Genomic DNA, 19,551 nt, shown 5'->3' with positions numbered 1-19,551 from the left:
ATCAGACGTTGAAGCGGAAGTGCAGGATGTCGCCTTCCTGCACGCGGTATTCCTTGCCTTCCAGGCGCAGGCGACCGGCTTCCTTGGCGCCGGCTTCGCCCTTGTACTTGATGAAGTCGTCATACGCGATGGTTTCGGCGCGGATGAAGCCCTTCTCGAAGTCGGTGTGGATGACGGCGGCAGCCTGCGGGGCGGTGGCGCCCTTGCGTACGGTCCACGCGCGGACTTCCTTCACGCCAGCGGTGAAGTAGGTCTGCAGGCCGAGCAGGCTGTAGGCCGCGTTGATCACGCGGTTCAGGCCCGGCTCGCTCAGGCCCAGATCGGCCAGAAAGGTATCGCGGTCTTCATCGTCGAGCTGGGACAGCTCTTCCTCGATCGCGGCCGACACCGGCACCACCTGCGCGCCTTCGGCGGCAGCATGCGCACGCACGGCTTCCAGGTGCGGGTTGTTCTCGAAGCCGTCTTCCAGCACGTTGGCGATGTACATCACCGGCTTCAGGGTCAGCAGGAACAGGTCGCGCACCAGCGCCTTCTCTTCCTCGTCCAGGCCGACCGAGCGACCGGCCTTGCCGTCCGACAGCGCAGCCTGCAGCTTGGCCAGCACCGGCTTGCGCGCCGCTGCGTCCTTGTCGCCGCCCTTGGCCGCACGCTCGGCACGGTTCAGCGCCTTCTCGACACTGTCCAGGTCAGCCAGCGCCAGCTCGGTGTCGATGGTTTCGATGTCCGAGATCGGATCGACCTTGCCAGCCACGTGCACGATGTCGCCGTGCTCGAAGCAGCGCACCACGTGGGTGATCGCGTCGACTTCGCGGATGTGCGCCAGGAACTTGTTGCCCAGGCCTTCACCGCTGGCGGCACCGGCCACCAGGCCGGCGATGTCGACGAACTCGACCGCGGTCGGGATGACCTTCTGAGGGTTGATGATGCCCGCCAGCTCGTTCAGGCGCGGGTCCGGCACCGGCACGATGCCGACGTTCGGCTCGATGGTGCAGAACGGGAAGTTCGCCGCGGCGATACCCGCCTTGGTCAGCGCATTGAACAGGGTCGACTTGCCGACGTTGGGCAGGCCGACGATGCCGCATTTGATACCCATGGGTGACAGCTCTCTGGGGTGAAAGTGATTGGGGAAACAGCGGCCTGGGCGCTGCTTTTCCAATCATTCTCCGTACCGACCAACGGTCGGTACCTACCGCTTATTTCGGGGTGTGCAGCCGCTTCATCGCTTCGCTGAAATCGCCCTGTACCGCCAGCGGCATCACGTCGATCGCATCGTCGATGGCGCGTGCGATCAGCACGTCGTCCTCCTTGGACGGGCGCCCCAGCACCCAACCCACTACGCGGTCCTTGTGGCCGGGATGGCCGATGCCCACGCGCAGGCGATGGAACTTGCCGTGGCCGAGCAGGCGGATGGTGTCGCGCAGGCCGTTCTGGCCGCCGTGGCCACCGTCGAACTTCAGCCGCGCCACGCCGGGCGCCAGGTCCAGTTCGTCGTGTGCGAGCAGGGTTTCTTCCGGTTCGATCTTCCAGAACCGCTGTGCGGCGGTGACCGACTTGCCGCTGAGGTTCATGAAGGTGGCGGGCTTGAGCAGCCACACCGTCTGCCCGGCGATCTCGACCTTGGCGGTCTCACCGAACAGCTTGCTGTCCACATTCCATCGCGCACCGGCTTTCCCCGCCAGGGCCTCAACGAAATGAAACCCGGCATTGTGCCGGGTCCGGGCGTGTTCCGATCCGGGATTGCCCAGACCGACGATCAGTCGCAGTCCTGCCATGGTTCCTTCCAGTACGGTGCCTGCCCGGAGGCAGGCACCGTAACGGTATTACTCGGCGGCAGCCGCTTCTTCGTCAGCCTCGTCGGCCTTGCCGGCCTTGGCGGTGACGATGGCGTCGTCGTGGTCCTTGCCCAGCGCCAGGGCCGGGATTTCCACGCCCTTCGGCAGCTTGATGTCGGACAGGTACACCACGTCACCGGCCTTCAGCTCGCCCAGGTCGACTTCGATCGACTCCGGCAGGTCCTTCGGCAGGCAGGTGATGGTCACTTCCTTCAGTTCGTGGGTGACCACGACGTCGGCAGCCTTGCCGGCCGGCGAGGTGTCTTCGTTGACGAAGTGCAGCGGGACCGAAGCGGTCAGGGCTTCGTTCTCGTTCACGCGCTGGAAGTCCAGGTGCATGATCAGCTGCTTGTACGGGTGGCGCTGCATGTCACGCAGCAGGACCTTCTGCACCTGGCCATCCAGGTTCAGGTCCAGGATCGAGGCATAGAACCACTCGTTCTGCTGGGCCAGCCAGATTTCGTTGTGGTCCAGGCTGATGGCGACCGGCTCGGCGTTGCCGCCGTACACGATGGCCGGGATCACACCGGCGTGACGCAGGCGGCGGCTCGCACCCTTACGCTGCAGTTCACGCTTGGTGACCTTGATTTCATGGGTCTTCGACATTTTCGACTACTCAGGTTGTTGCCGCGCCCTGCGGCGTGGCGGTTGAAGATGCTTCCGCGACCAGAAGCATCCGGGTATGCCCCCGCCGTTGCCGGCAGGGGCGAAAAACTCAGTCGACGTACAGCGAGCTGACCGACTCGCCGAAGGCGATGCGGCGCATCGTTTCGGCCAGCATTTCCGCCACGCTCAGCTGGCGGATCTTGCTGCACACCCGCGCCGCGTCCTTCAGCGGGATGGTGTCGGTCACCACCAGCTCGTCGAGCTGGGAATTGGTGATGTTGTCCACCGCCGGGCCCGACAGCACCGCGTGGGTGCAGTAGGCGGCGACCTTGAGCGCACCGCGCGCCTTCAGGGCAGCAGCAGCGGCGCACAGGGTGCCGGCGGTGTCGACGATGTCATCGACCATCACGCAGGTCTTGCCTTCGACGTCACCGATGATGTTCATCACGGTGGAGACGTTGGCGCGCGGGCGGCGCTTGTCGATGATCGCCAGGTCGGCGTCATCCAGGCGCTTGGCCACGGCACGGGCGCGGACCACGCCGCCCACGTCCGGCGACACGACGATCAGGTTCTCGGTGCCGTAGGCGCGCCAGATGTCGGCCAGCAGCAGCGGGGACGCATACACGTTGTCCACCGGAATATCGAAGAAGCCCTGGATCTGGTCGGCGTGCAGGTCGACGGTCAGCACGCGATCAGCGCCAGCGGTGCTGAACATCTTCGCCGCCAGCTTGGCGGTGATCGGCACGCGCGAGGAACGCATGCGGCGATCCTGGCGCGAGTAGCCGAAGTACGGCACCACGGCGGTCACGCTGGCCACCGATGCGCGCTTGAGCGCGTCGATCAGCACCAGCAGTTCCATCAGGTTTTCCGCGCTCGGCGCGCAGGTCGGCTGGATCACGAACACGTCCTGCTTGCGGACGTTCTCTTCGATCTCCACCTGCACTTCACCATCGGAGAAGTGCGAGACCAGCGCCTTGCCCGGGCGAACCCCCAGTTCCTTGCAGATGTTCTGCGCCAGACGTTTGTTGGCGTTGCCGGAAAAGACCAGCAGGTTCGGGGACTCTTGCATCATGATTGTCTCGGGCGGGGACGAGTGGCGGGGATCCGGAGTCGGCAAGGACCCCGATGGACCCTTGCTGCTGACAACACCGCGGTTGTTTCCACGTCCCGCGCGGGCGATGCGCTGGAAGGCGCGGACACAGCCGCTATTGGCAGGGGCGGTAGGATTCGAACCTACGAATGCCAGGATCAAAACCTGGTGCCTTGGGCCTCTTGGCGACGCCCCTGCATTGATAAATCAGTGTTGCTCGAGTGCATCCAGCAGTGGCGAACGCGCAACGCCCGCTGCCACCCTTGCCCGCAACTCCTTCGGCAACTTCGACCGTCCCTGCTCTGCGGCAGACTGCGATGCGAACTCGACGAAACAACCACTTCCCGAACCGGTCAGCCGCGCCGTGCCGATATCGCTCAACGCGGCGAACGCTGCCTCGACGGCAGGCTCACGGCGGCGCAGCACCGGTTCGAACGCGTTCCCGACCAAGGTCCCGGAAGCGAAGTCCTCTATTTTCGCCACTGGGCTGCCGCGCGTCAAATCCGGGTCTGCAAACAGAGCCGGGGTGGGAACATGAACACCCGGTTCAACCACCACATACCAGGCCGGCTCCAGCACGATCGGCTGCAGGCGCTCACCCACCCCTTCGGCCCAGGCATTGCGCCCGCGCACGAACACCGGCACGTCAGCGCCCAGGCGCAGGCCCAGCGCAGCAAGCGCGTCCTCGTCCAGACCGGCACGCCAGAGCCGGTTCAGCACCACCAGTACGGTGGCCGCGTCGGACGAACCGCCGCCAAAGCCACCACCTGCAGGAACGTGTTTTTCGACGATGATGTCTGCGCCTTGCACGATATTGGCTGCATCTTTCAGAAGCCGCGCGGCGCGGACCGCCAGGTCATCCGCCTCGGCCACGCCAGCCAGCCCCTCGCCCTGCCGGCGCACCTGGCCGTCTTCACGCAGGCGCAGACCGATGCGGTCGCCCCAGTCCAGCAGGCGGAACACGGTCTGCAGCTCGTGGTAACCATCGGCACGGCGGCCGGTGATGTGCAGGAACAGGTTCAGCTTGGCCGGGGCCGGCCACCAGGACCAGCCCGTGTCATCGCGCCCGGCACTCATGGGGTGCCCTGCCCCCATTGGTCGACCAGCAGGCGCACCTTGGCATCACCATTGCCGGCCTCGATCCGGCGCGGCAGCGCCGGGCGCCCGGCCTCGGCCGGGTACCAGTCCAGGTACTGCACCTGCCAGCCCATCTGCTGCATACGACGCGGCCGGCCTTCACCATCACGCTCGACCTTCTCCGGACCGGCAGCATCACCGGCCACCAGGCCACGGATCCACGCCGGCAGCTGGTTGACCGGAATGTCCCAGCCGGTCGCTTCCAGCAGCAGTTGCTGGGCGTCCTCGCCGGCACGCGGCCCACCGGCCAGTCCCTCCAGACGACCGGCTTCGGAATGGGTATCGCCGGTCAGCTTCCAGCTCTGCCGGGTCACCGGCGCGCTCAGCTCGACCACATAGCGGCGTCCTTCCTGCTTCCAGTCGATGCGTCCGCTGCCGCCATCCTTGCCCTTGCTGACCGCGACCCGGCCCTGGAAAGCCCAGTCCGGCTGTGCCTGCAGCGCGGCCACGCGCGCCGCCTCAGCCTGCGCCGCTTCGGCCGAAACAACCTCGACCACCGCCGGCGCCGGGGTCTTCTGCGTGCCCACGCTGGTACAGGCGGTCAGCGCCAAGGCCGCGGTTGCCAACAGCAGCGGCCGGATCAGGGAAACACTCATGGATTGAATTTCTCGCGGGCGCGCAGCAGCGCGCGGTTTTCAGGGTCGAGCTTGGCCGCTTCGTCGAAGAAATGGCGGGCCTCGTCATGCTTGCCCAGCACCCACAACACTTCGCCGACATGGGCGGCGATCTCGGGGTCCTTGGCCAGGGTCCAGGCACGGCGCAGCTGCACCAGTGCTTCTTCCTTGCGGCCCAGGCGGTACAGCACCCAGCCATAGCTGTCGACGATGGCAGCGTTGTCCGGTTCGGCCACGCGGGCGCGGTCGATCAGCTCCAGCGCTTCCTGCAGGCGACCGGTGCGATCAGCCAGGGTGTAACCCAGCGCGTTCAATGCCGGCACGTTCTCCGGGTCGGTCACCAGGATCTTGCGCAGGTCGGCCTCGGCGCGCGGGATCTCGTCGCGGCGTTCCCAGGTGAGCGCACGGGCGTACAGCAGGCCGTTGTCATCCGGGTAGGCGGCCAGGCCACGGGCCAGCGCATCCAGCTCCCCGGCACTGTCGTCAGCACGCTGGCGCAGTTCGGCCTCCAGCAGATAGGCATCGCGGCGCACATCGTCGTCGACCACCGCATCGGACTGGATCGCGTGCACTTCATCCAATGCCTGCGGCAGGCGCCCGGCCAGGGCCTGGGCGTTGGCCGCGCGCAGGCGCGCCTCGCTCAGTTCATCGCCACCGGGCACGCTGTGGTACCACTGCACCGCCTCGGGATAACGCTTCAGGTATTCGGCGATCTTGCCCAGCAGCAGGCGCTGCGCCGGGTCCGGCTTGGCCGCCTGCCGCGACAGTTCGTTGTATAGGTTGGACAGCGCCGCCTTGTCGCCCTGCTTGGCCAGCAGCGAGGCGCGCATGCCCCAGGTCTGCACGTCCTGCGGGCCGAACGCCAGCACGCGCTCGGCGGCGGACGGCTGGCCGAGGCTGTCGTAGGCGATGGCCACTGCATTGCGCAGTTCCGGGTCCTGTCGGGTCTTCGGCTCCACATCGTGCAGCAGCGACAGCGCCTTGCCGGTCTCCCCGGCCTGCTGCAGCTGGCTGGCGCGCAGCAGCGCCACACGCGGTTCTTCGGGGAAGCGCTTGACCACTTCATCGATCATGCGCCGCGCCAGCTCGGGCTTGTCCATGCGCAGGGCAAGGCGTCCGAACTCCTGCCACGCCTCGATCTTCGGCGGAATGGCGTTGGCGTCGACCAGCTCGCCCAGCACCTGCGCCGGCACTGCCGGGTCGCGGCCGCCGCCGATCAGGGCGGCCAGGGCGAACTTCCAGCCACGTTCATCCGGGTCGGCCAGCAAGGCCTGCAGATCGCCACGCGCTGCCTTCACATCGCCCTGGCGCATGGCCAGCGCGGCAGCGGCACTGCGCATGGTCAACGAGCTGGGCGCGCGCTGCTGCCAAAGGGCCAGGCCCTTGGCGGCGCTGGCGTCATCGTTGGCGAGCATGGAAATCCGGGTCGCGCGCTCGGCCAGGCCGGCGTCGCCGTCGGTCTGCTGGGCGGCCTGCAGGTACCAGCGGGCCGCCTCGGCCAGCTTGCCAGCCTGCAGCGCGAACTCACCGGCCATCACCGGTTCCAGCGCCAGTTCCTCAGTGGCCGGGGCCCGTACGGAGGCCTTGGCCGGCACCGCCGCCAGGGCCTGGCTGCAGGCCAGGGACAGCAGCAGAACACTGGGGATGCGAATCAATGCGGGCATCGTCGGCATCGGGGCCTTAAAATGTCGTCCAATGGCCAGCAGCTTATCGCAAGCAACTGAACAATGACCCTGTGGGTGCTCGGACTGAATCACCAGACCGCACCGGTGGAGCTGCGCGAGCGCGCGGCCTTCGCCGGTGAGGCGTTGCCGCGCGCGCTCGGTTCGCTGCGCGATACTCCGCAGATCGCCGAGGCGGTGCTGCTGTCCACCTGCAACCGCACCGAGCTGTATGCCGTGGCCGATTCGGCACAGGCACTGGACCAGTGGCTGCAGGCCCAGGCCGGCGACCTGCAGGGCTACCTGTACCAGCATGCCGATGCAGAAGCCGTACGCCACCTGTTCCGGGTCGCCACCGGCCTGGACTCGATGGTGCTGGGCGAACCGCAGATCCTCGGCCAGGTGAAGGACGCATGGTCGACCGCGCGTGACCACGGCCTGCTCGGCCAGCGCCTGGACCGCCTGTTCCAGCAGACCTTCTCGGTGGCCAAGCGTGCGCGCACCGATACCCAGGTCGGCGCCAACCCGGTATCGGTGGCGTCGGCGGCGGTGCGCCTGGCGCAGAACGCGTTCGCGCGGCTGGACGATTCCACCGTGCTGCTGGTCGGTGCCGGCGAGACCATCGAACTGGCTGCACGGCACCTGAGCGAAGGCAAGGTACGCCGGCTGCTGATCGCCAACCGCACCCTCGCCCACGCGCAGGAACTTGCCAGCCGCCATGGTGGCGTAGCCTTGCCACTGACCGAACTGGACCGCCACCTGGGCGAGGCGGACGTGGTGTTCTCGGCCACCGCTGCGCGCGAACCGGTGATCCACCGCGAGATGGTGGCCAAGGCCCTGCGCGCGCGCCGGCACAAGCCGATGCTGCTGTTCGACCTGGCCGTGCCGCGTGACATCGAGGCGGAGGTCGGCACGCTCAACGACGCCTTCCTCTACACCGTCGACGACCTGGAGCGCGCGGTGGAAGACAACCGCCGCGGACGCCGCGAGGCGGCCGCCGAGGCCGAGGCGATCATCGACCTTCAGGTATCGCGTTTTATCGAGACCCAGCAGGCCAGCGCCCACCAGGCGCCGCTACGACAGCTGCGTGCGTTCGGCGAGGCCACCCGCACTGAACTGCTGGAACGCGCGCGCCAGCAGCTGGCCAACGGCAAGCCGGCCGACGAAGTGCTGGAACTGCTGGCGCACGGCCTGACCAATCGATTGCTGCATCCTCCTACCGCTGCCCTGCGCGCTGCCGCACTGAGCGGCGATGCCGACCTGACCCGCGCCGCCGAGCGCCTGTTCCCGGCTACGCCGGGTTACCGCCACCCACCCGTGAGACCCGATGACGCCGACCCTGCGCCGTAAGCTGGAAGCGCTGGCCGAGCGCCGCGAAGAACTGGAACGCCTGCTCGCCGAACCCGACGTGGTCGCCGACAACACCCGTTTCCGCGACCTTTCGCGCGAATTCGCCCAACTTGAACCGGTTGCCACTGCACTGGCCGATGAAGCACGTGCCAAGGCCGATCTGGCCGCCGCCGAAGGCATGCGCGCCGACCCCGACCTGCGCGAGCTGGCCGACGAGGAAATCGCCGCCGCGCAGGCGCGCCTGCTGGAACTGGAGCAGGAACTGGCGCTGCTGCTGGTACCGCGCGACCCGCGCGACGAAGGCAACCTGTTCCTGGAAGTGCGCGCGGGTACCGGCGGCGATGAAGCGGCGATCTTCGCCGGCGACCTGTTCCGCATGTACGCCCGCTATGCCGAGCGCCAGGGCTGGAAGGTCGAGATCGAATCGGACAATCCCGGCGAGCACGGTGGCTACAAGGAAGTGGTGGCACGGGTGGTCGGCCGTGGTGCGTTCTCGCGCCTGAAGTTCGAATCGGGCACGCACCGTGTGCAGCGCGTGCCGGCCACCGAATCGCAGGGCCGCATCCATACCTCGGCGGCCACCGTGGCGATCATCCCGGAGGCCGACGAAGTCGATGACATCGTCATCAACCCGGCCGACCTGAAGGTGGATACGTTCCGCTCCTCCGGCGCCGGTGGCCAGCACGTCAACAAGACCGAGTCGGCGATCCGCATCACCCACGTACCGACCGGCGTGGTGGTGGAATGCCAGACCGAACGCAGCCAGCACGCCAACCGCGACAAGGCGATGAAGCGCCTGAAAGCGCAGCTGCTCGACGCCGAGCGCCAACGCCAGGACGCGGCGCAGGCCGAGTCGAGGCGCCTGCAGGTCGGCAGTGGTGATCGCAGCCAGCGCATCCGCACCTACAACTTCCCGCAGGGGCGCATCACCGATCACCGCGTGGAGGGCCTGACCCTGTACGACCTGCCCAACATCCTGGCCGGCGACCTCGATCCGCTGCTGCAGCGGCTCAGCCACGAACACCAGGTCGACGCCCTGGCCCAGCTGTCGGCAGGCTGAGCACGATGTCGGCCTGGCAGCAGCGACAGCAACTGCAGCAAGCGATCGCCCGCCAGCCCGACGACTTCGTCGCCTGGGTGATGCTGGCCGACGTGGAACTGGAAGCCGGCGACATCGCTGCCGGCGAACAGGCCGCGCGACGTGCGCTGCAGCTGCGCCCGAATCACCCCGAAGCGCTGGCACGGCTGGGCCGCGTGGCGTGGATGGCCGGTGCACATGGCGATGCGGCCAAGCTGCTCGGCCAGGCCTCGGCATTGGCACCGCAGCATCCCGGCATTGCGCTGTGGCTGGGCCATGCACTGGAAGATGCCGATGATGCCGAAGGCGCGTCGGCGGCCTATCGACGCGCGCATGGGCTGATGCCGGCCGAGCCGTACATCGCCGCCCAGCGCCTGGCCTGGCAGCGTCGCCTGTGCGATTGGCAGGACCTGGACACGCTGGCGGCACAGGTGCGCGCCGCCGTTGCCAGCAGCCAGGGCGTGGTCGAGCCGTTCGCCTTCCTCAGCGAGGACGCCAGCGCTGCCGAACAGTTGGCCTGCGCGCACACCCGTGCGCTGGCCGTGACTGCCTCGGTGCGGCCATTGCCGCCGGCAACGGTGCGCCCGCACGGCCCGCTGCGCGTCGGCTTCCTCTCCAATGGGTTCGGCGCACATCCGACCGGATTGCTGACCGTGGCGCTGTTCGAGCAGCTGCGTCGCGACCCCGCACTGCAACTGCATCTGTTCGCGCTGAACCGCGACGACGGCAGCCGCATCCGCCAGCGGCTGCAGGCAGCGGCGCAGCTGCATGATGTGGCTGGCCTGCGACACACCGATACCGCCGCACGCATCCGCGCACAGGGCATCGACCTGCTGTTCGACCTGCGCGGCTGGGGCGGTGGCGGCACGCCGGAAGTGTTGGCGATGCGCCCTGCCGCGCTGCAGTTGAACTGGCTGGCCTATCCGGGCACGTCGGGGGCGCCGTGGATGGACGCGGTGGTCGGCGATGCCTTCGCCCTGCCGCCGGCACTGGAGCCGTGCTACAGCGAACGCGTGCTGCGCCTGCCACGAGCCTTCCAGCCGTCAGACAATACGCGCGTGCTGGAGCCTGCGCCGACCCGTGCGGACTGCGGACTGCCCGCGCAGGGCGTGGTGTTCTGCTGTTTCAACAACAGCTACAAGCTCAACCCGTGCAGCATGGGCCGTGCCTTCGCAGTGCTGCAGGCAGTGCCCGGCAGCGTACTGTGGCTGCTGTCCGGACCGGGCCAGGCCGACGCCCGCCTGCGCACTGCCGCGCAGGCTGCCGGCCTGGACCCGGCACGCCTGGTGTTCATGGCCAAGCTGCCGCATCCGCAGTACCTGGCCCGTTACCCGCTGGCCGACCTGTTCCTCGACACGCATCCGTACAACGCGCACACCACCGCCTCCGATGCGCTGTGGGCCGGCTGCCCGGTGCTGACCTGCCCGGGTGACACCTTCGCCGCGCGCGTGGCCGGCAGCCTCAACCACCATCTGGGAATGGCACGGATGAATGTCGCCGACGATGCGGCGTTCATCACCACCGCCAGCGCGCTGGGCAACGCCCCTGCAGCACTGGCGGCGTTGCGCGCTGAACTGGCACAGGCGCGCGAGCGCAGCGGGCTGTTCGACATGGACGGGTTTGCCCGCGATCTGTCGGCGTTGGTGCAGCAGCTGGCGCGCGAACACGGCTGGCTGGGAACAACCGAACCGACGGGGTAATGTCGGCTGGGTAATGTCGGCTGGGTAATGTCGGCTGGGTAATGTCAGCTGGGTAATGTCGATTGGATGACGTCGACTGGGTAGAGTCGACATCGCCTGGGCAGCCCCTGCGCTACGCTCGGGCTTCCTCCCCGCGTGGTGTGACGATGGCCAAGCTCAAGCGCAAGGACTACGACGAACTGCTGCTGCCGCTGCAGCTGGAGCTGACCGCCATGGCGCGCTGGGTGCAGCACAGCGGACAGCGCCTGCTGGTGCTGTTCGAAGGCCGTGATACCGCAGGTAAAGGCGGCGCGATCCAGGCCATCAGCCAGCACCTCAACCCGCGCCAGTGCCGGGTGGTGGCGCTGCCCAAGCCCACCGACCGCGAAGCCACGCAGTGGTACTTCCAGCGCTACGCCTCGCACTTGCCCGCCGCCGGCGAGATCGTGCTGATGGACCGCAGCTGGTACAACCGCGCAGGCGTCGAACGGGTGATGGGCTACTGCAGCGAGACCGAGTACCAGCAGTTCCTGCGCCAGGCGCCGGTGTTCGAACAGCTGCTGGTGGACGACGGCATCCTGCTGTTCAAGTACTGGCTGTGCGTGGACCAGGAGCAGCAGGAGAAGCGCTTCGCCGAGCGCCATCTCGATCCGCTGAAGGGCTGGAAGCTCTCCCCGGTGGACCTGAAATCGCGCAGCAAGTACAGCGCGTACACCGAGGCCCGCGAGGCGATGCTGCGCGCGACGCATCGGGAGGCGGCACCGTGGACGTTGGTGGATTTCAACGACCAGCGGCTGGGCCGGCTGACGCTGGTGCGCAACCTGCTGGACCGGTTGCCGGACACGCGCGTGGATGCGCCGTTGCCGGAGCTGCCGAAGCTGAAGGGCAAGCTGCATCGCGAGCACTACGATGTGCTGAAGCCGATCGAGGACTTCCCGGTCGAGGATTAGGGTGGGTCGGCAGGGCCTGCGGCCCTGCCGCCCAACCCCATTACTTGGCAGCAGCGATCTGCTTTTCGATGTCGGCGGCCGTCACCGGGCCGAGGAAGGTGTGCGCCAGCTTGCCCTGTGGATCCAGCAGGTGCGTCAGCGGCAGGCCGCGCGGAGTGGCGAAATCGGCCGGCGGATCGAACGGGTCCACGATCACGATCGGATAGGTCACCGGATGCTTGGTCAGGAACGACTGCATTTCCGGCACTTCGATGTCCTCGTAGGCCAGGCCGACCACTTCGATGTTGCTGCGCATCGCATGCAGCGCCGACAGCTCGGGCATCTCCTTGCGGCAGGGCGCACACCAGGTCGCCCAGAAGTTCACCACCACCCACTTGCCGCGGTGCGCGGCCAGGTCGTAGTCGCTGCCATCCACCGCCTTCATCTTCAGCGTCGGGAATTCGGCGGTGGTGCGCTCGGCCGGGGCTTCCTCGACCGGTGCCGGTGCGGTCGGCGTCGGTGCCTGCGCCGGCGGTTGGCTGCTGGCCGGCGTCGGCTCCTGGGCCGGCTTGCAGGCCGACAGTGCCAGCAGCAGGGCCAGCGGGAGCAGCAACGGGGTCTTGCGGGTCATGGCATGTCTCCAGAGTCGGTATAGATATCGCTGACCTTGCGCTTCAGGCGTTCACGCAGGGGCAGTCGCAGATCATCCAGCGCCGCCAATGCGGCACGGCCCAGGCTGTCGTCGCGATACGGCAGATGCTGCTCGGCTACCGGAATGCGCAACTGGGTACATTCGTAAAGATCGGCAAGGCTGACCTGGTCCAGGTCGCGCGAGAGCAGCCATTCGCCACGTTCATCGCGGCGCAGCAGGCCGATCTCCTGCAGGTTGCAGGCCAGGTCCTGCAGCAGCGAATCGGTCAGCATCGGCTCCAGCCGCAGGATTTCATCGTCGGCCAGGCCCTTGCCCTTGGCACGGGCGTGGTGGAAGCGGCCGAGCAGGCGCAGCAGGCCATAGAACTCGTAGCCCTGCGGCAGGCGCAGTTCCACCGGCTGGTAGCGGAAGGCCGCCATCGACGAAGACAACGACGCGCCCAGCAGCACCGCCACCCAGCACAGGTAGATCCACAGCAGCAGGATCGGCACGAAGGCGACCGTGCCATACAGCTTCTGGTAGGACTGGAAGCTGCCCAGGTAGGCGCCGATGCCCCACTTCACCAGCTCCAGGATCACCGCGGCCAGAATGGCGCCAGGCACTGCATGCCGCCACTTCACCGTGTGGTGCGGCACCACCCGGAACATCAGCGTGATGCAGACGAACTCGATCAGGATCGGCGCCAGCCGCAGTGCCAGTTCGGCCAGCCAGCGGCCCTCCTGGGTGCCGAACAGCGGCATCGCGAACACCCGCGCCGACACCGCCAGCGAAGCCGCCGCGAGCATCGCGCCCAGCGTCAGTACAGTCCAGTAGACCAGGAAGCGGGTCAGCTTGGGCCGGGTCGAGCCGACCCGCCAGATCTGGTTGAAGGTTTCTTCAACACTGTTGAGCGTGATCAGCAGCGACACCACCAGCGCGATGAAGCCGGCGGCGGTGAGCTGGCCGGCACTGGCCGAGAACTGCCGCAGGTAGCCCTCGGCCGCGCGCGCGGCATTGGGCACGAAGTTGGAGAAGACGTAATCGCTGAGCTGGTCGCTCCAGCGGTCGAAGACGGGGAAGGCCGAGAGCACGCCGAACACCACGATCGCCAGCGGTACCAACGCGAACACCGTGGTGTAGGCCAGCGCCGCCGCTGCCTGGAACAGGCGGTCGTCGAGGAAGCGATGCCACAGGAAGCGGCCGAAACTGATGGCCCGTGCACGATCCCGCGCGCGCTCCATCCACAGGTTGAGCGTATCCAAAGGTTCCATCGGTGGAAGGGTACCCGATGCGGAATGCTGGCAGGATAGCCATACTGGCGACCACACGACGAGGAGAAGCGGGCACGATGGGCGAGATTCTGGTGCTGTACTACAGCCGGGGCGGTTCGGTGGCACGGCTGGCGCGCCAGATCGCGCGGGGCATCGGCGAAGTGCCGGGCATGAGCGCGCGCCTGCGCACGGTGCCGCCAGTGGCCGCCGTGACCCAGACCGCGCAGCCGCCGGTACCCGACGACGGCGCCCCCTACGTGAGCGTGCAGGACCTGGTGGAATGCCAGGGCCTGCTGCTCGGCAGCCCCACCCGCTTCGGCAACATGGCCGCGCCGGTCAAGCACTTCCTGGATGGACTGGGCGCCGAATGGGTCAATGGCACCCTGTCCGGCAAGCCGGCCGGCGTGTTCACCTCCACCGCCTCGATGCACGGCGGCCAGGAATCGACCCTGCTGTCGATGCAGGTGCCGCTGCTGCACCACGGCTGCGTGATCGTCGGCATCCCGTTCACCGAACCGGCGTTGAGCCACACCACCAGCGGCGGCACGCCCTATGGCGCCAGCCACGTGGCCGGTGCCGCCGACGATCCGCAGCCGACCGACGACGAGGCCGTGCTGGCCCGCGCGCTGGGCCGCCGGGTGGCCGACATCGCGCAGCGGTTGGCCCGATGAGCCGCCCGCCGCGCACGGTCCTGCTGCTGGCCCTGATGGGGCTGGCCGCGCTGTTCGCAGGCTGGTTCATCAATGACAAGCACTGGCTGGCCACCCAGCTGGTGTTCACCGCGCCGCCGCTGGCGCTGGCCTTTGCGCTGCGGCTGGGCTGGCGCAAGGCCGGGTTCTGGGCCTCGGTGCTGGCGCTGGGCTGGTTCAGCCACGGCGTGATGAGCGCCTGGAGCCACCCGGAAACACGCTGGCTGGCGCTGATCGAAATCACCCTGGCCCTGCTGGTGATCTTCAGCGCCAGCCTGCCGGGGCTGCGCGCCCGCTTCGGCAAGCGACGCTGACGCTGCGCCCGCCGGGCCGTATCATCTGTGTTCCTGGCCCCGCGCCGCTGTACCTGTCCTGGTTTCGCGCATGCACATGATGGAAGAGCTCCTGGTCGTCACCACCGGTGGCACGATCGACAAGATCTACTTCGACGACAAGTCGGACTACCAGATCGGCGACCCCCAGATCGGCATGATCCTGCGCGAGCTGGGCGTGACGTTCCGCTTCAACGTGATTCCGATCCTGCGCAAGGATTCGCTGCACATCAACGACGAAGACCGCGAACTGATCCGCGCCACCATCGCCGCGCAGCCGACCCGCCACGTGCTGGTGACCCACGGCACCGACTCGATGGTGCAGACCGGCAAGGTGCTGGCGACGATCCCGGACAAGACCATCGTGATGACCGGCGCGCTCAGCCCGGCGCGGTTCCGTGGGTCGGATGCGGAGTTCAACATCGGCTGCGCGATCGGTGCGGTGCAGTCGCTGCCGAGCGGCGTATACATCGCCATGAACGGTCGTATCTTCGATCCGCAGCACGTGCGCAAGAACGTGGCCGCCAACCGCTTCGAGTCGGTCTGAGGAACAGCGTGCCGACCAAGGTCGGCACGCACCAAAGCGCTGCCCTTGCAAGGCCGGTACCTACCCAAAGAAGAACGCCCCGGCCTGAGCCGGGGCGTGCCCATGGAGAGGGGCTTGGGCTCAGTACTGGGCGTTGAGGGTCAGGCCCGAGAAGGTGCTGTAGGCCTTCACCCGCACATACCAGGTGCCGGCGGCAGGACTGTTGATGGTGCAGGTCTCGCTGTTGCCGCTCAGGTACGGACGGCAGGTGTAGGTGGTATCGGTCGGGGCACTGCCTTGGCGCACATACAGGTCGGCATCACCGCTGCCGCCACTGATCGCGACGCGCAGCTGGGTGCTGCCGGCCGGAACCGCGACGGTGTAGTTCAGCTCGGCACCGGTCGCAGCGCCCAGGCCGGTCACCGGTACGTTGTTCTGCAGCACGTTGCCACCCGGGTTCGGGTTGCCGCCACCATTGATCGCTGCGGCCACGGCGGCATTGGCGTCGATGATGCCGGCGCCGCAACCACCCGAGCAGGCGCCCGGCAGCGGACGTGCCGTGCTCTTGATGATGCTCTCGACCTGCGCCGGGCTCAGCGGGCTCGGAGCGACCGACTGCATCAGCGCGACCACGCCGGCCACGTGCGGCGCCGCCATCGAGGTGCCGTTGTACGACGCGTAGGTCGCGCTGCCCGGCGTGGTGGTGCCGGTGTTGAGGGTGGACAGGATGCTCTGGCCCGGTGCCGAGATGTCGATGCCGGTACCGTAGTTGGAGAAGCTGGCACGTGCACCGGCTGAGGTGGTCGCCGCCACCGCGATCACGTTCGGGCAGTTGGCCGGCACCGACGAGGACACGTTGGTGTTGCTGTTGCCGGCGGCGACCACCACGGTGGTGCCACGGCCGACCGCGCCGTTGATCGCGTTCTGGTAGGTGGTCGAGCAGCTGCCACCGCCGCCCAGCGAGAGGTTGATGACTTCGGCCGGATTGGCGTTGGCCGGTACGCCGCTGACGGTGCCACCGGACGCCCACACGATCGCATCGGCGATGTCGGAGGTGTAGCCGCCGCACTTGCCGAGCACGCGCACCGGCACGACCTTGGCATTGAACGCGGTACCTGCCACGCCGGTACTGTTGTTGGTCACCGCCGCCACGGTGCCGGCAACGTGGGTGCCGTGCCAGCTGGAGTTGGAGGCCGGGATGCCCGAGCCACACTCGTTGGCGCCGTACCAGTCGCCTTCGTCGTTCGGATTGTTGTCGCGGCCGCCGCCATCACGCGCCATCGCGGCGTCGCTGATGAAGTCATAGCCCGGCAGGATGTTGGCGTTGAGATCGGCATGGTTGGTGATGCCGGTATCGATCACGGCCACCACCACGCCGGTGCCGGTGGCCTTGTCCCAGGCCGGCCGGATGTTGATGCCGGCATTGGAGGTGCCGAAGCCCCATTGCTCGCTGAAGCGGGTGTCGTTCGGGGTCAGCGTCGCGCGCATGATCTGGTCGACTTCGACGTATTCCACGTTCGGGTCGGCGGCCAGCTTGCGCATCAGCAGTTCGGATTCGGCCTGGTCGAGCGGACGGTCGGTCTTGACCAGGGTCGGGCCGACGGCCAGCTTGCGGACCTGCTGCAGGCCCAGCGCGCGGCCCTGGCTGCTGGCCAGGCCGGCGGCGGCCGTCTTCAGCGACGAAGCCAGCGCAGTAGTGTTGGCCACGGCGGCGCTGCCGTCGCGGTACTTGACGATGAAGCGCTGGTGCGTCGGCGCGGACTGCAGGCCGCTGAGCTGGACATCACCGGCCAGCGCAGGCGTGGCCAGCAGCAGCGATGACAGAACGGACGCACCAAGGACCACCCACACTCGACGCACACGCGGTTGCGTTACCTGGGACATCGTATTTCCCTTTCTTGTGGTGTGAATGCCGGAATCGGCAGAAGCACCGGCCCGAACCCTGGGCTGGCTTGCATTGGCGAGGTTCGAAGTCCGGTGAGTCAGCGGATCCCCCTAACGATCCGCCGTGCAGATGACGCTAATGGCCGAAACCGGACACCACAAGATTTTCAGCGTCTTTTCAGCAAGATGAAATGTTCGTTCTGAGACTTTTCGGGTCGAGGGTTTGTGAAGGTGAAGGAACTTTCTCGTGTCCTGCACAGACCTGACTGGGCCGTCACGTGTCCTGGAATGACTATGCCGACATCGGCGTTCGCTGATTCGGGGTCAGATCCCTTTTCCCATGGAAAAGGGATCTGACCCCAGGCCGATAACGCAGAAAGCCCGTCACGGGGGACGGGCTTTCCGGAAGCGCAGTCGAGCGTGGCTCGACGCTACAGTTCAGCGTGGGCGATCAGCCCAGCTTGACCAGCCAGTTGTGGCGGTCCGGCAAGCGGCCGTACTGGATGTCGGTCAGTTCCTTGCGCAACGACATGGTCACTTCGCCGGCCGGCGCGTTGGTGTCGCCCACCGAGAAGCCCTCGCCCTTCAGCTGGCCGATCGGGGTGACCACCGCGGCGGTGCCGCAGGCGAACACTTCGGCGATCTCGCCGGAGGCCACGCCCTGCTTCCACTCGTCGATGCTGACCTTGCGCTCTTCGACCTTCATGCCACGGTCGCGGGCCAGCTGCAGGATGCTCTCGCGGGTGATGCCCTCGAGGATGCTGCCCGACAGTTCCGGGGTCACCAGCGTGCCGTCCTTGTAGACCAGGAACACGTTCATGCCACCCAGTTCTTCCAGGTACTTGCCTTCGACCGGGTCGAGGAACAGCACCTGCGAGCAGCCCTGTGCCTGCGCCTTCTGCTGCGGCAGCAGCGAAGCAGCGTAGTTGCCACCGCACTTGGCGGCACCGGTGCCGCCCTTGGCTGCACGCGCGTATTCGGTGGACAGCCAGATCGACACCGGGGCAACGCCCTTGGCGAAGTACGGGCCGGCCGGGCTGGCGATGACGTAGTAGCCGGCCTTGTGCGCGCCACGCACGCCGAGGAAGGCTTCGTCGCCGATCATGAACGGACGGAAGTACAGGCTGGACTCATCGGCCGACGGCACCCAGTCACTGTCGACCGCGATCAGCTGCTTCAGCGATTCGACGAAGATCTCCACCGGCAGTTCCGGCAGCGCCAGGCGCTGCGCCGAACGCTGCAGGCGACGGCCGTTGGCATCCGGACGGAAAGTCCAGATCGAGCCATCGGCATGGCGGTAGGCCTTGATGCCTTCGAAGATTTCCTGGCCGTAGTGCAGCACGGCCGCAGCCGGATCCAGCTGCAACGGGCCGTAGGCACGCACGTTGGCGTTGTGCCAGCCGGCATCCTTGTCCCAGCGCACTTCCACCATGTGATCGGTGAAGTGCAGGCCGAAGCCCGGCTTCTCCAGGATCTTGGCGCGCTCTTCAGCGCTGCGCGGGTGGTCCGAACGGGTAACGGCGAAGCTGGGGATGGACTGGGACACCGGAGGATTCCTGTTCTGGTTGCGGGTAGTGCCGGGCCCGCGTCACTGCGGGCCCTGGGTCAAAGCATGCCGGTCTCGAGCCGGGCCGCCTCGGACATCATGTGCTGGTTCCACGGCGGGTCGAACACCAGGTCGACGTCGGCCTCGGCCACCGTCGGGATCATTTCAAGCTTGCTGCGCACGTCATCGACCAGGATGTCGCCCATCCCACAGCCCGGTGCGGTCAGGGTCATCTTCACGTCGATCTCGCGCTGGCCTTCGTCCAGGTGCTTGATCTCGACCTCGTAGACCAGGCCCAGTTCGACGATGTTCACCGGAATTTCCGGGTCGAAGCAGGTGCGCAGCTGCTGCCACACCAGCTGTTCCACCTGTTCATCAGTGGCGTCGGCCGGCAGTTCCAGCGGTGCCGGTGCCTCCTTGCCGATGGCGTCGCCGTCCTTGCCGGCGATGCGGAACAGGTTGCCCTCGACGAACACCGAATAACTGCCGCCCAGCGCCTGGGTGATGTACCCATAGCTGCCGGCGGGCAGGGTCACGGTATCGCCCTGCGGGACCATCACGGCCTCGCAATCGCGCTCGAAGTGGACAGGTTCGCTGCTACGGGAATACATGGGGACCGATATGGGGCCGTGGCCGGGGCCACGCAAGACGGCATTCTAGCCCAGCCGCTCCGGCACCGCCGGTGCACCGCCGCAA

At 67.4% G+C, this 19,551-nt stretch carries 19 protein-coding genes and 1 tRNA gene; 7 read left to right on the top strand and 13 right to left on the bottom strand.

Annotated elements, in window-relative coordinates; all coding sequences use genetic code 11:
• Position 1: 1 nt before the first annotated feature.
• The 8 genes from ychF to AC5P67_RS12050 all read right to left on the bottom strand — a co-directional run bounded on the left by ychF (position 2) and on the right by AC5P67_RS12050 (position 6,943).
• A complete protein-coding gene (gene ychF / locus AC5P67_RS12085; protein ID WP_005408193.1) occupies positions 2 to 1,093 on the bottom strand; it encodes a redox-regulated ATPase YchF in 1,092 nt (363 codons plus the stop codon).
• Between the two features lie 100 nt (positions 1,094 to 1,193).
• Positions 1,194 to 1,772, bottom strand: a complete 579-nt coding sequence (gene pth, locus AC5P67_RS12080; RefSeq protein ID WP_099472622.1) for an aminoacyl-tRNA hydrolase — start codon at positions 1,770 to 1,772, stop codon at positions 1,194 to 1,196.
• A gap of 48 nt (positions 1,773 to 1,820) precedes the next feature.
• A complete protein-coding gene (locus AC5P67_RS12075) occupies positions 1,821 to 2,438 on the bottom strand; it encodes a 50S ribosomal protein L25/general stress protein Ctc (RefSeq protein WP_005408191.1) in 618 nt (205 codons plus the stop codon).
• A 109-nt stretch (positions 2,439 to 2,547) separates the two neighbouring features.
• Entirely contained in the window at positions 2,548 to 3,507 is a 960-nt protein-coding gene (locus AC5P67_RS12070) for a ribose-phosphate diphosphokinase (RefSeq protein WP_005415400.1), read from the bottom strand.
• Between the two features lie 140 nt (positions 3,508 to 3,647).
• Positions 3,648 to 3,724 (bottom strand) — tRNA-Gln (locus AC5P67_RS12065).
• An 11-nt stretch (positions 3,725 to 3,735) separates the two neighbouring features.
• Positions 3,736 to 4,605 carry a 4-(cytidine 5'-diphospho)-2-C-methyl-D-erythritol kinase gene (gene ispE, locus AC5P67_RS12060; RefSeq protein WP_005408190.1) on the bottom strand — a complete coding sequence of 290 codons (870 nt, stop codon included), beginning with the start codon at positions 4,603 to 4,605 and terminating at the stop codon, positions 3,736 to 3,738.
• A complete protein-coding gene (lolB, locus tag AC5P67_RS12055; RefSeq protein WP_024957326.1) occupies positions 4,602 to 5,261 on the bottom strand; it encodes a lipoprotein insertase outer membrane protein LolB in 660 nt (219 codons plus the stop codon). The genes ispE and lolB overlap by 4 nt, the downstream gene beginning before the upstream one ends.
• Positions 5,258 to 6,943: a tetratricopeptide repeat protein gene (locus AC5P67_RS12050; protein ID WP_197569482.1), complete on the bottom strand. Its 1,686-nt coding sequence runs from the start codon at positions 6,941 to 6,943 to the stop codon at positions 5,258 to 5,260. The genes lolB and AC5P67_RS12050 overlap by 4 nt, the downstream gene beginning before the upstream one ends.
• Before the next feature lie 63 nt (positions 6,944 to 7,006).
• On the opposite strand from AC5P67_RS12050, the gene hemA reads away from it, so the two are divergent.
• The 4 genes from hemA (at position 7,007) to ppk2 (ending at position 11,997) form a co-directional block, all read left to right on the top strand.
• Positions 7,007 to 8,290 (top strand): glutamyl-tRNA reductase, encoded by a 1,284-nt coding sequence (gene hemA, locus AC5P67_RS12045; protein ID WP_005408187.1) that lies wholly within the window; start codon positions 7,007 to 7,009, stop codon positions 8,288 to 8,290.
• Positions 8,268 to 9,350, top strand: coding sequence for a peptide chain release factor 1 (gene prfA, locus AC5P67_RS12040; protein WP_024957328.1), 1,083 nt, complete (start codon positions 8,268 to 8,270; stop codon positions 9,348 to 9,350). Before hemA ends, prfA begins: the two co-directional genes overlap by 23 nt.
• A 5-nt stretch (positions 9,351 to 9,355) precedes the next feature.
• A complete protein-coding gene (locus AC5P67_RS12035; RefSeq protein ID WP_111193811.1) occupies positions 9,356 to 11,068 on the top strand; it encodes an O-linked N-acetylglucosamine transferase, SPINDLY family protein in 1,713 nt (570 codons plus the stop codon).
• Between the two features lie 146 nt (positions 11,069 to 11,214).
• Complete coding sequence (gene ppk2, locus AC5P67_RS12030; RefSeq protein ID WP_005408184.1) at positions 11,215 to 11,997, top strand: polyphosphate kinase 2; 783 nt, start codon at positions 11,215 to 11,217, stop codon at positions 11,995 to 11,997.
• 40 nt (positions 11,998 to 12,037) lie between these two features.
• On the opposite strand, the gene AC5P67_RS12025 is transcribed toward ppk2, so the two are convergent.
• A complete protein-coding gene (locus AC5P67_RS12025; protein ID WP_111193810.1) occupies positions 12,038 to 12,607 on the bottom strand; it encodes a TlpA family protein disulfide reductase in 570 nt (189 codons plus the stop codon).
• Positions 12,604 to 13,878: a YihY family inner membrane protein gene (locus AC5P67_RS12020; protein ID WP_005408182.1), complete on the bottom strand. Its 1,275-nt coding sequence runs from the start codon at positions 13,876 to 13,878 to the stop codon at positions 12,604 to 12,606. Before AC5P67_RS12020 ends, AC5P67_RS12025 begins: the two co-directional genes overlap by 4 nt.
• Positions 13,879 to 13,955: 77 nt before the next feature.
• Between AC5P67_RS12020 and wrbA the strand changes: the two genes are divergently transcribed.
• From wrbA to AC5P67_RS12005, 3 genes are all read left to right on the top strand, one after another.
• Complete coding sequence (gene wrbA, locus AC5P67_RS12015) at positions 13,956 to 14,549, top strand: NAD(P)H:quinone oxidoreductase (protein WP_005408181.1); 594 nt, start codon at positions 13,956 to 13,958, stop codon at positions 14,547 to 14,549.
• On the top strand, positions 14,546 to 14,881 hold the full coding sequence (locus AC5P67_RS12010; RefSeq protein WP_111193809.1) for a DUF2069 domain-containing protein: 336 nt from the start codon (positions 14,546 to 14,548) through the stop codon (positions 14,879 to 14,881). The genes wrbA and AC5P67_RS12010 overlap by 4 nt, the downstream gene beginning before the upstream one ends.
• A gap of 79 nt (positions 14,882 to 14,960) precedes the next feature.
• Positions 14,961 to 15,446: an asparaginase domain-containing protein gene (locus tag AC5P67_RS12005; protein ID WP_010481766.1), complete on the top strand. Its 486-nt coding sequence runs from the start codon at positions 14,961 to 14,963 to the stop codon at positions 15,444 to 15,446.
• 120 nt (positions 15,447 to 15,566) lie between these two features.
• On the opposite strand, the gene AC5P67_RS12000 is transcribed toward AC5P67_RS12005, so the two are convergent.
• From AC5P67_RS12000 to sufT, 3 genes are all read right to left on the bottom strand, one after another.
• Positions 15,567 to 17,309, bottom strand: coding sequence for a S8 family peptidase (locus tag AC5P67_RS12000; protein ID WP_005408178.1), 1,743 nt, complete (start codon positions 17,307 to 17,309; stop codon positions 15,567 to 15,569).
• A gap of 451 nt (positions 17,310 to 17,760) precedes the next feature.
• A complete protein-coding gene (locus AC5P67_RS11995) occupies positions 17,761 to 18,855 on the bottom strand; it encodes a branched-chain amino acid aminotransferase (RefSeq protein ID WP_495214729.1) in 1,095 nt (364 codons plus the stop codon).
• Positions 18,856 to 18,914: 59 nt separating this feature from the next.
• The gene (gene sufT, locus AC5P67_RS11990; RefSeq protein WP_012479222.1) at positions 18,915 to 19,466 is read right to left on the bottom strand and encodes a putative Fe-S cluster assembly protein SufT; all 552 of its coding nucleotides are present in this window, start codon (positions 19,464 to 19,466) and stop codon (positions 18,915 to 18,917) included.
• Positions 19,467 to 19,551: the final 85 nt, after the last annotated feature.

Source organism: Stenotrophomonas sp. YJH_SMC_21, from assembly GCF_059369555.1.
The sequence above is the reverse complement of the archived record's forward strand: the minus strand, read 5'-3'. Positions and strand labels throughout refer to the sequence as shown.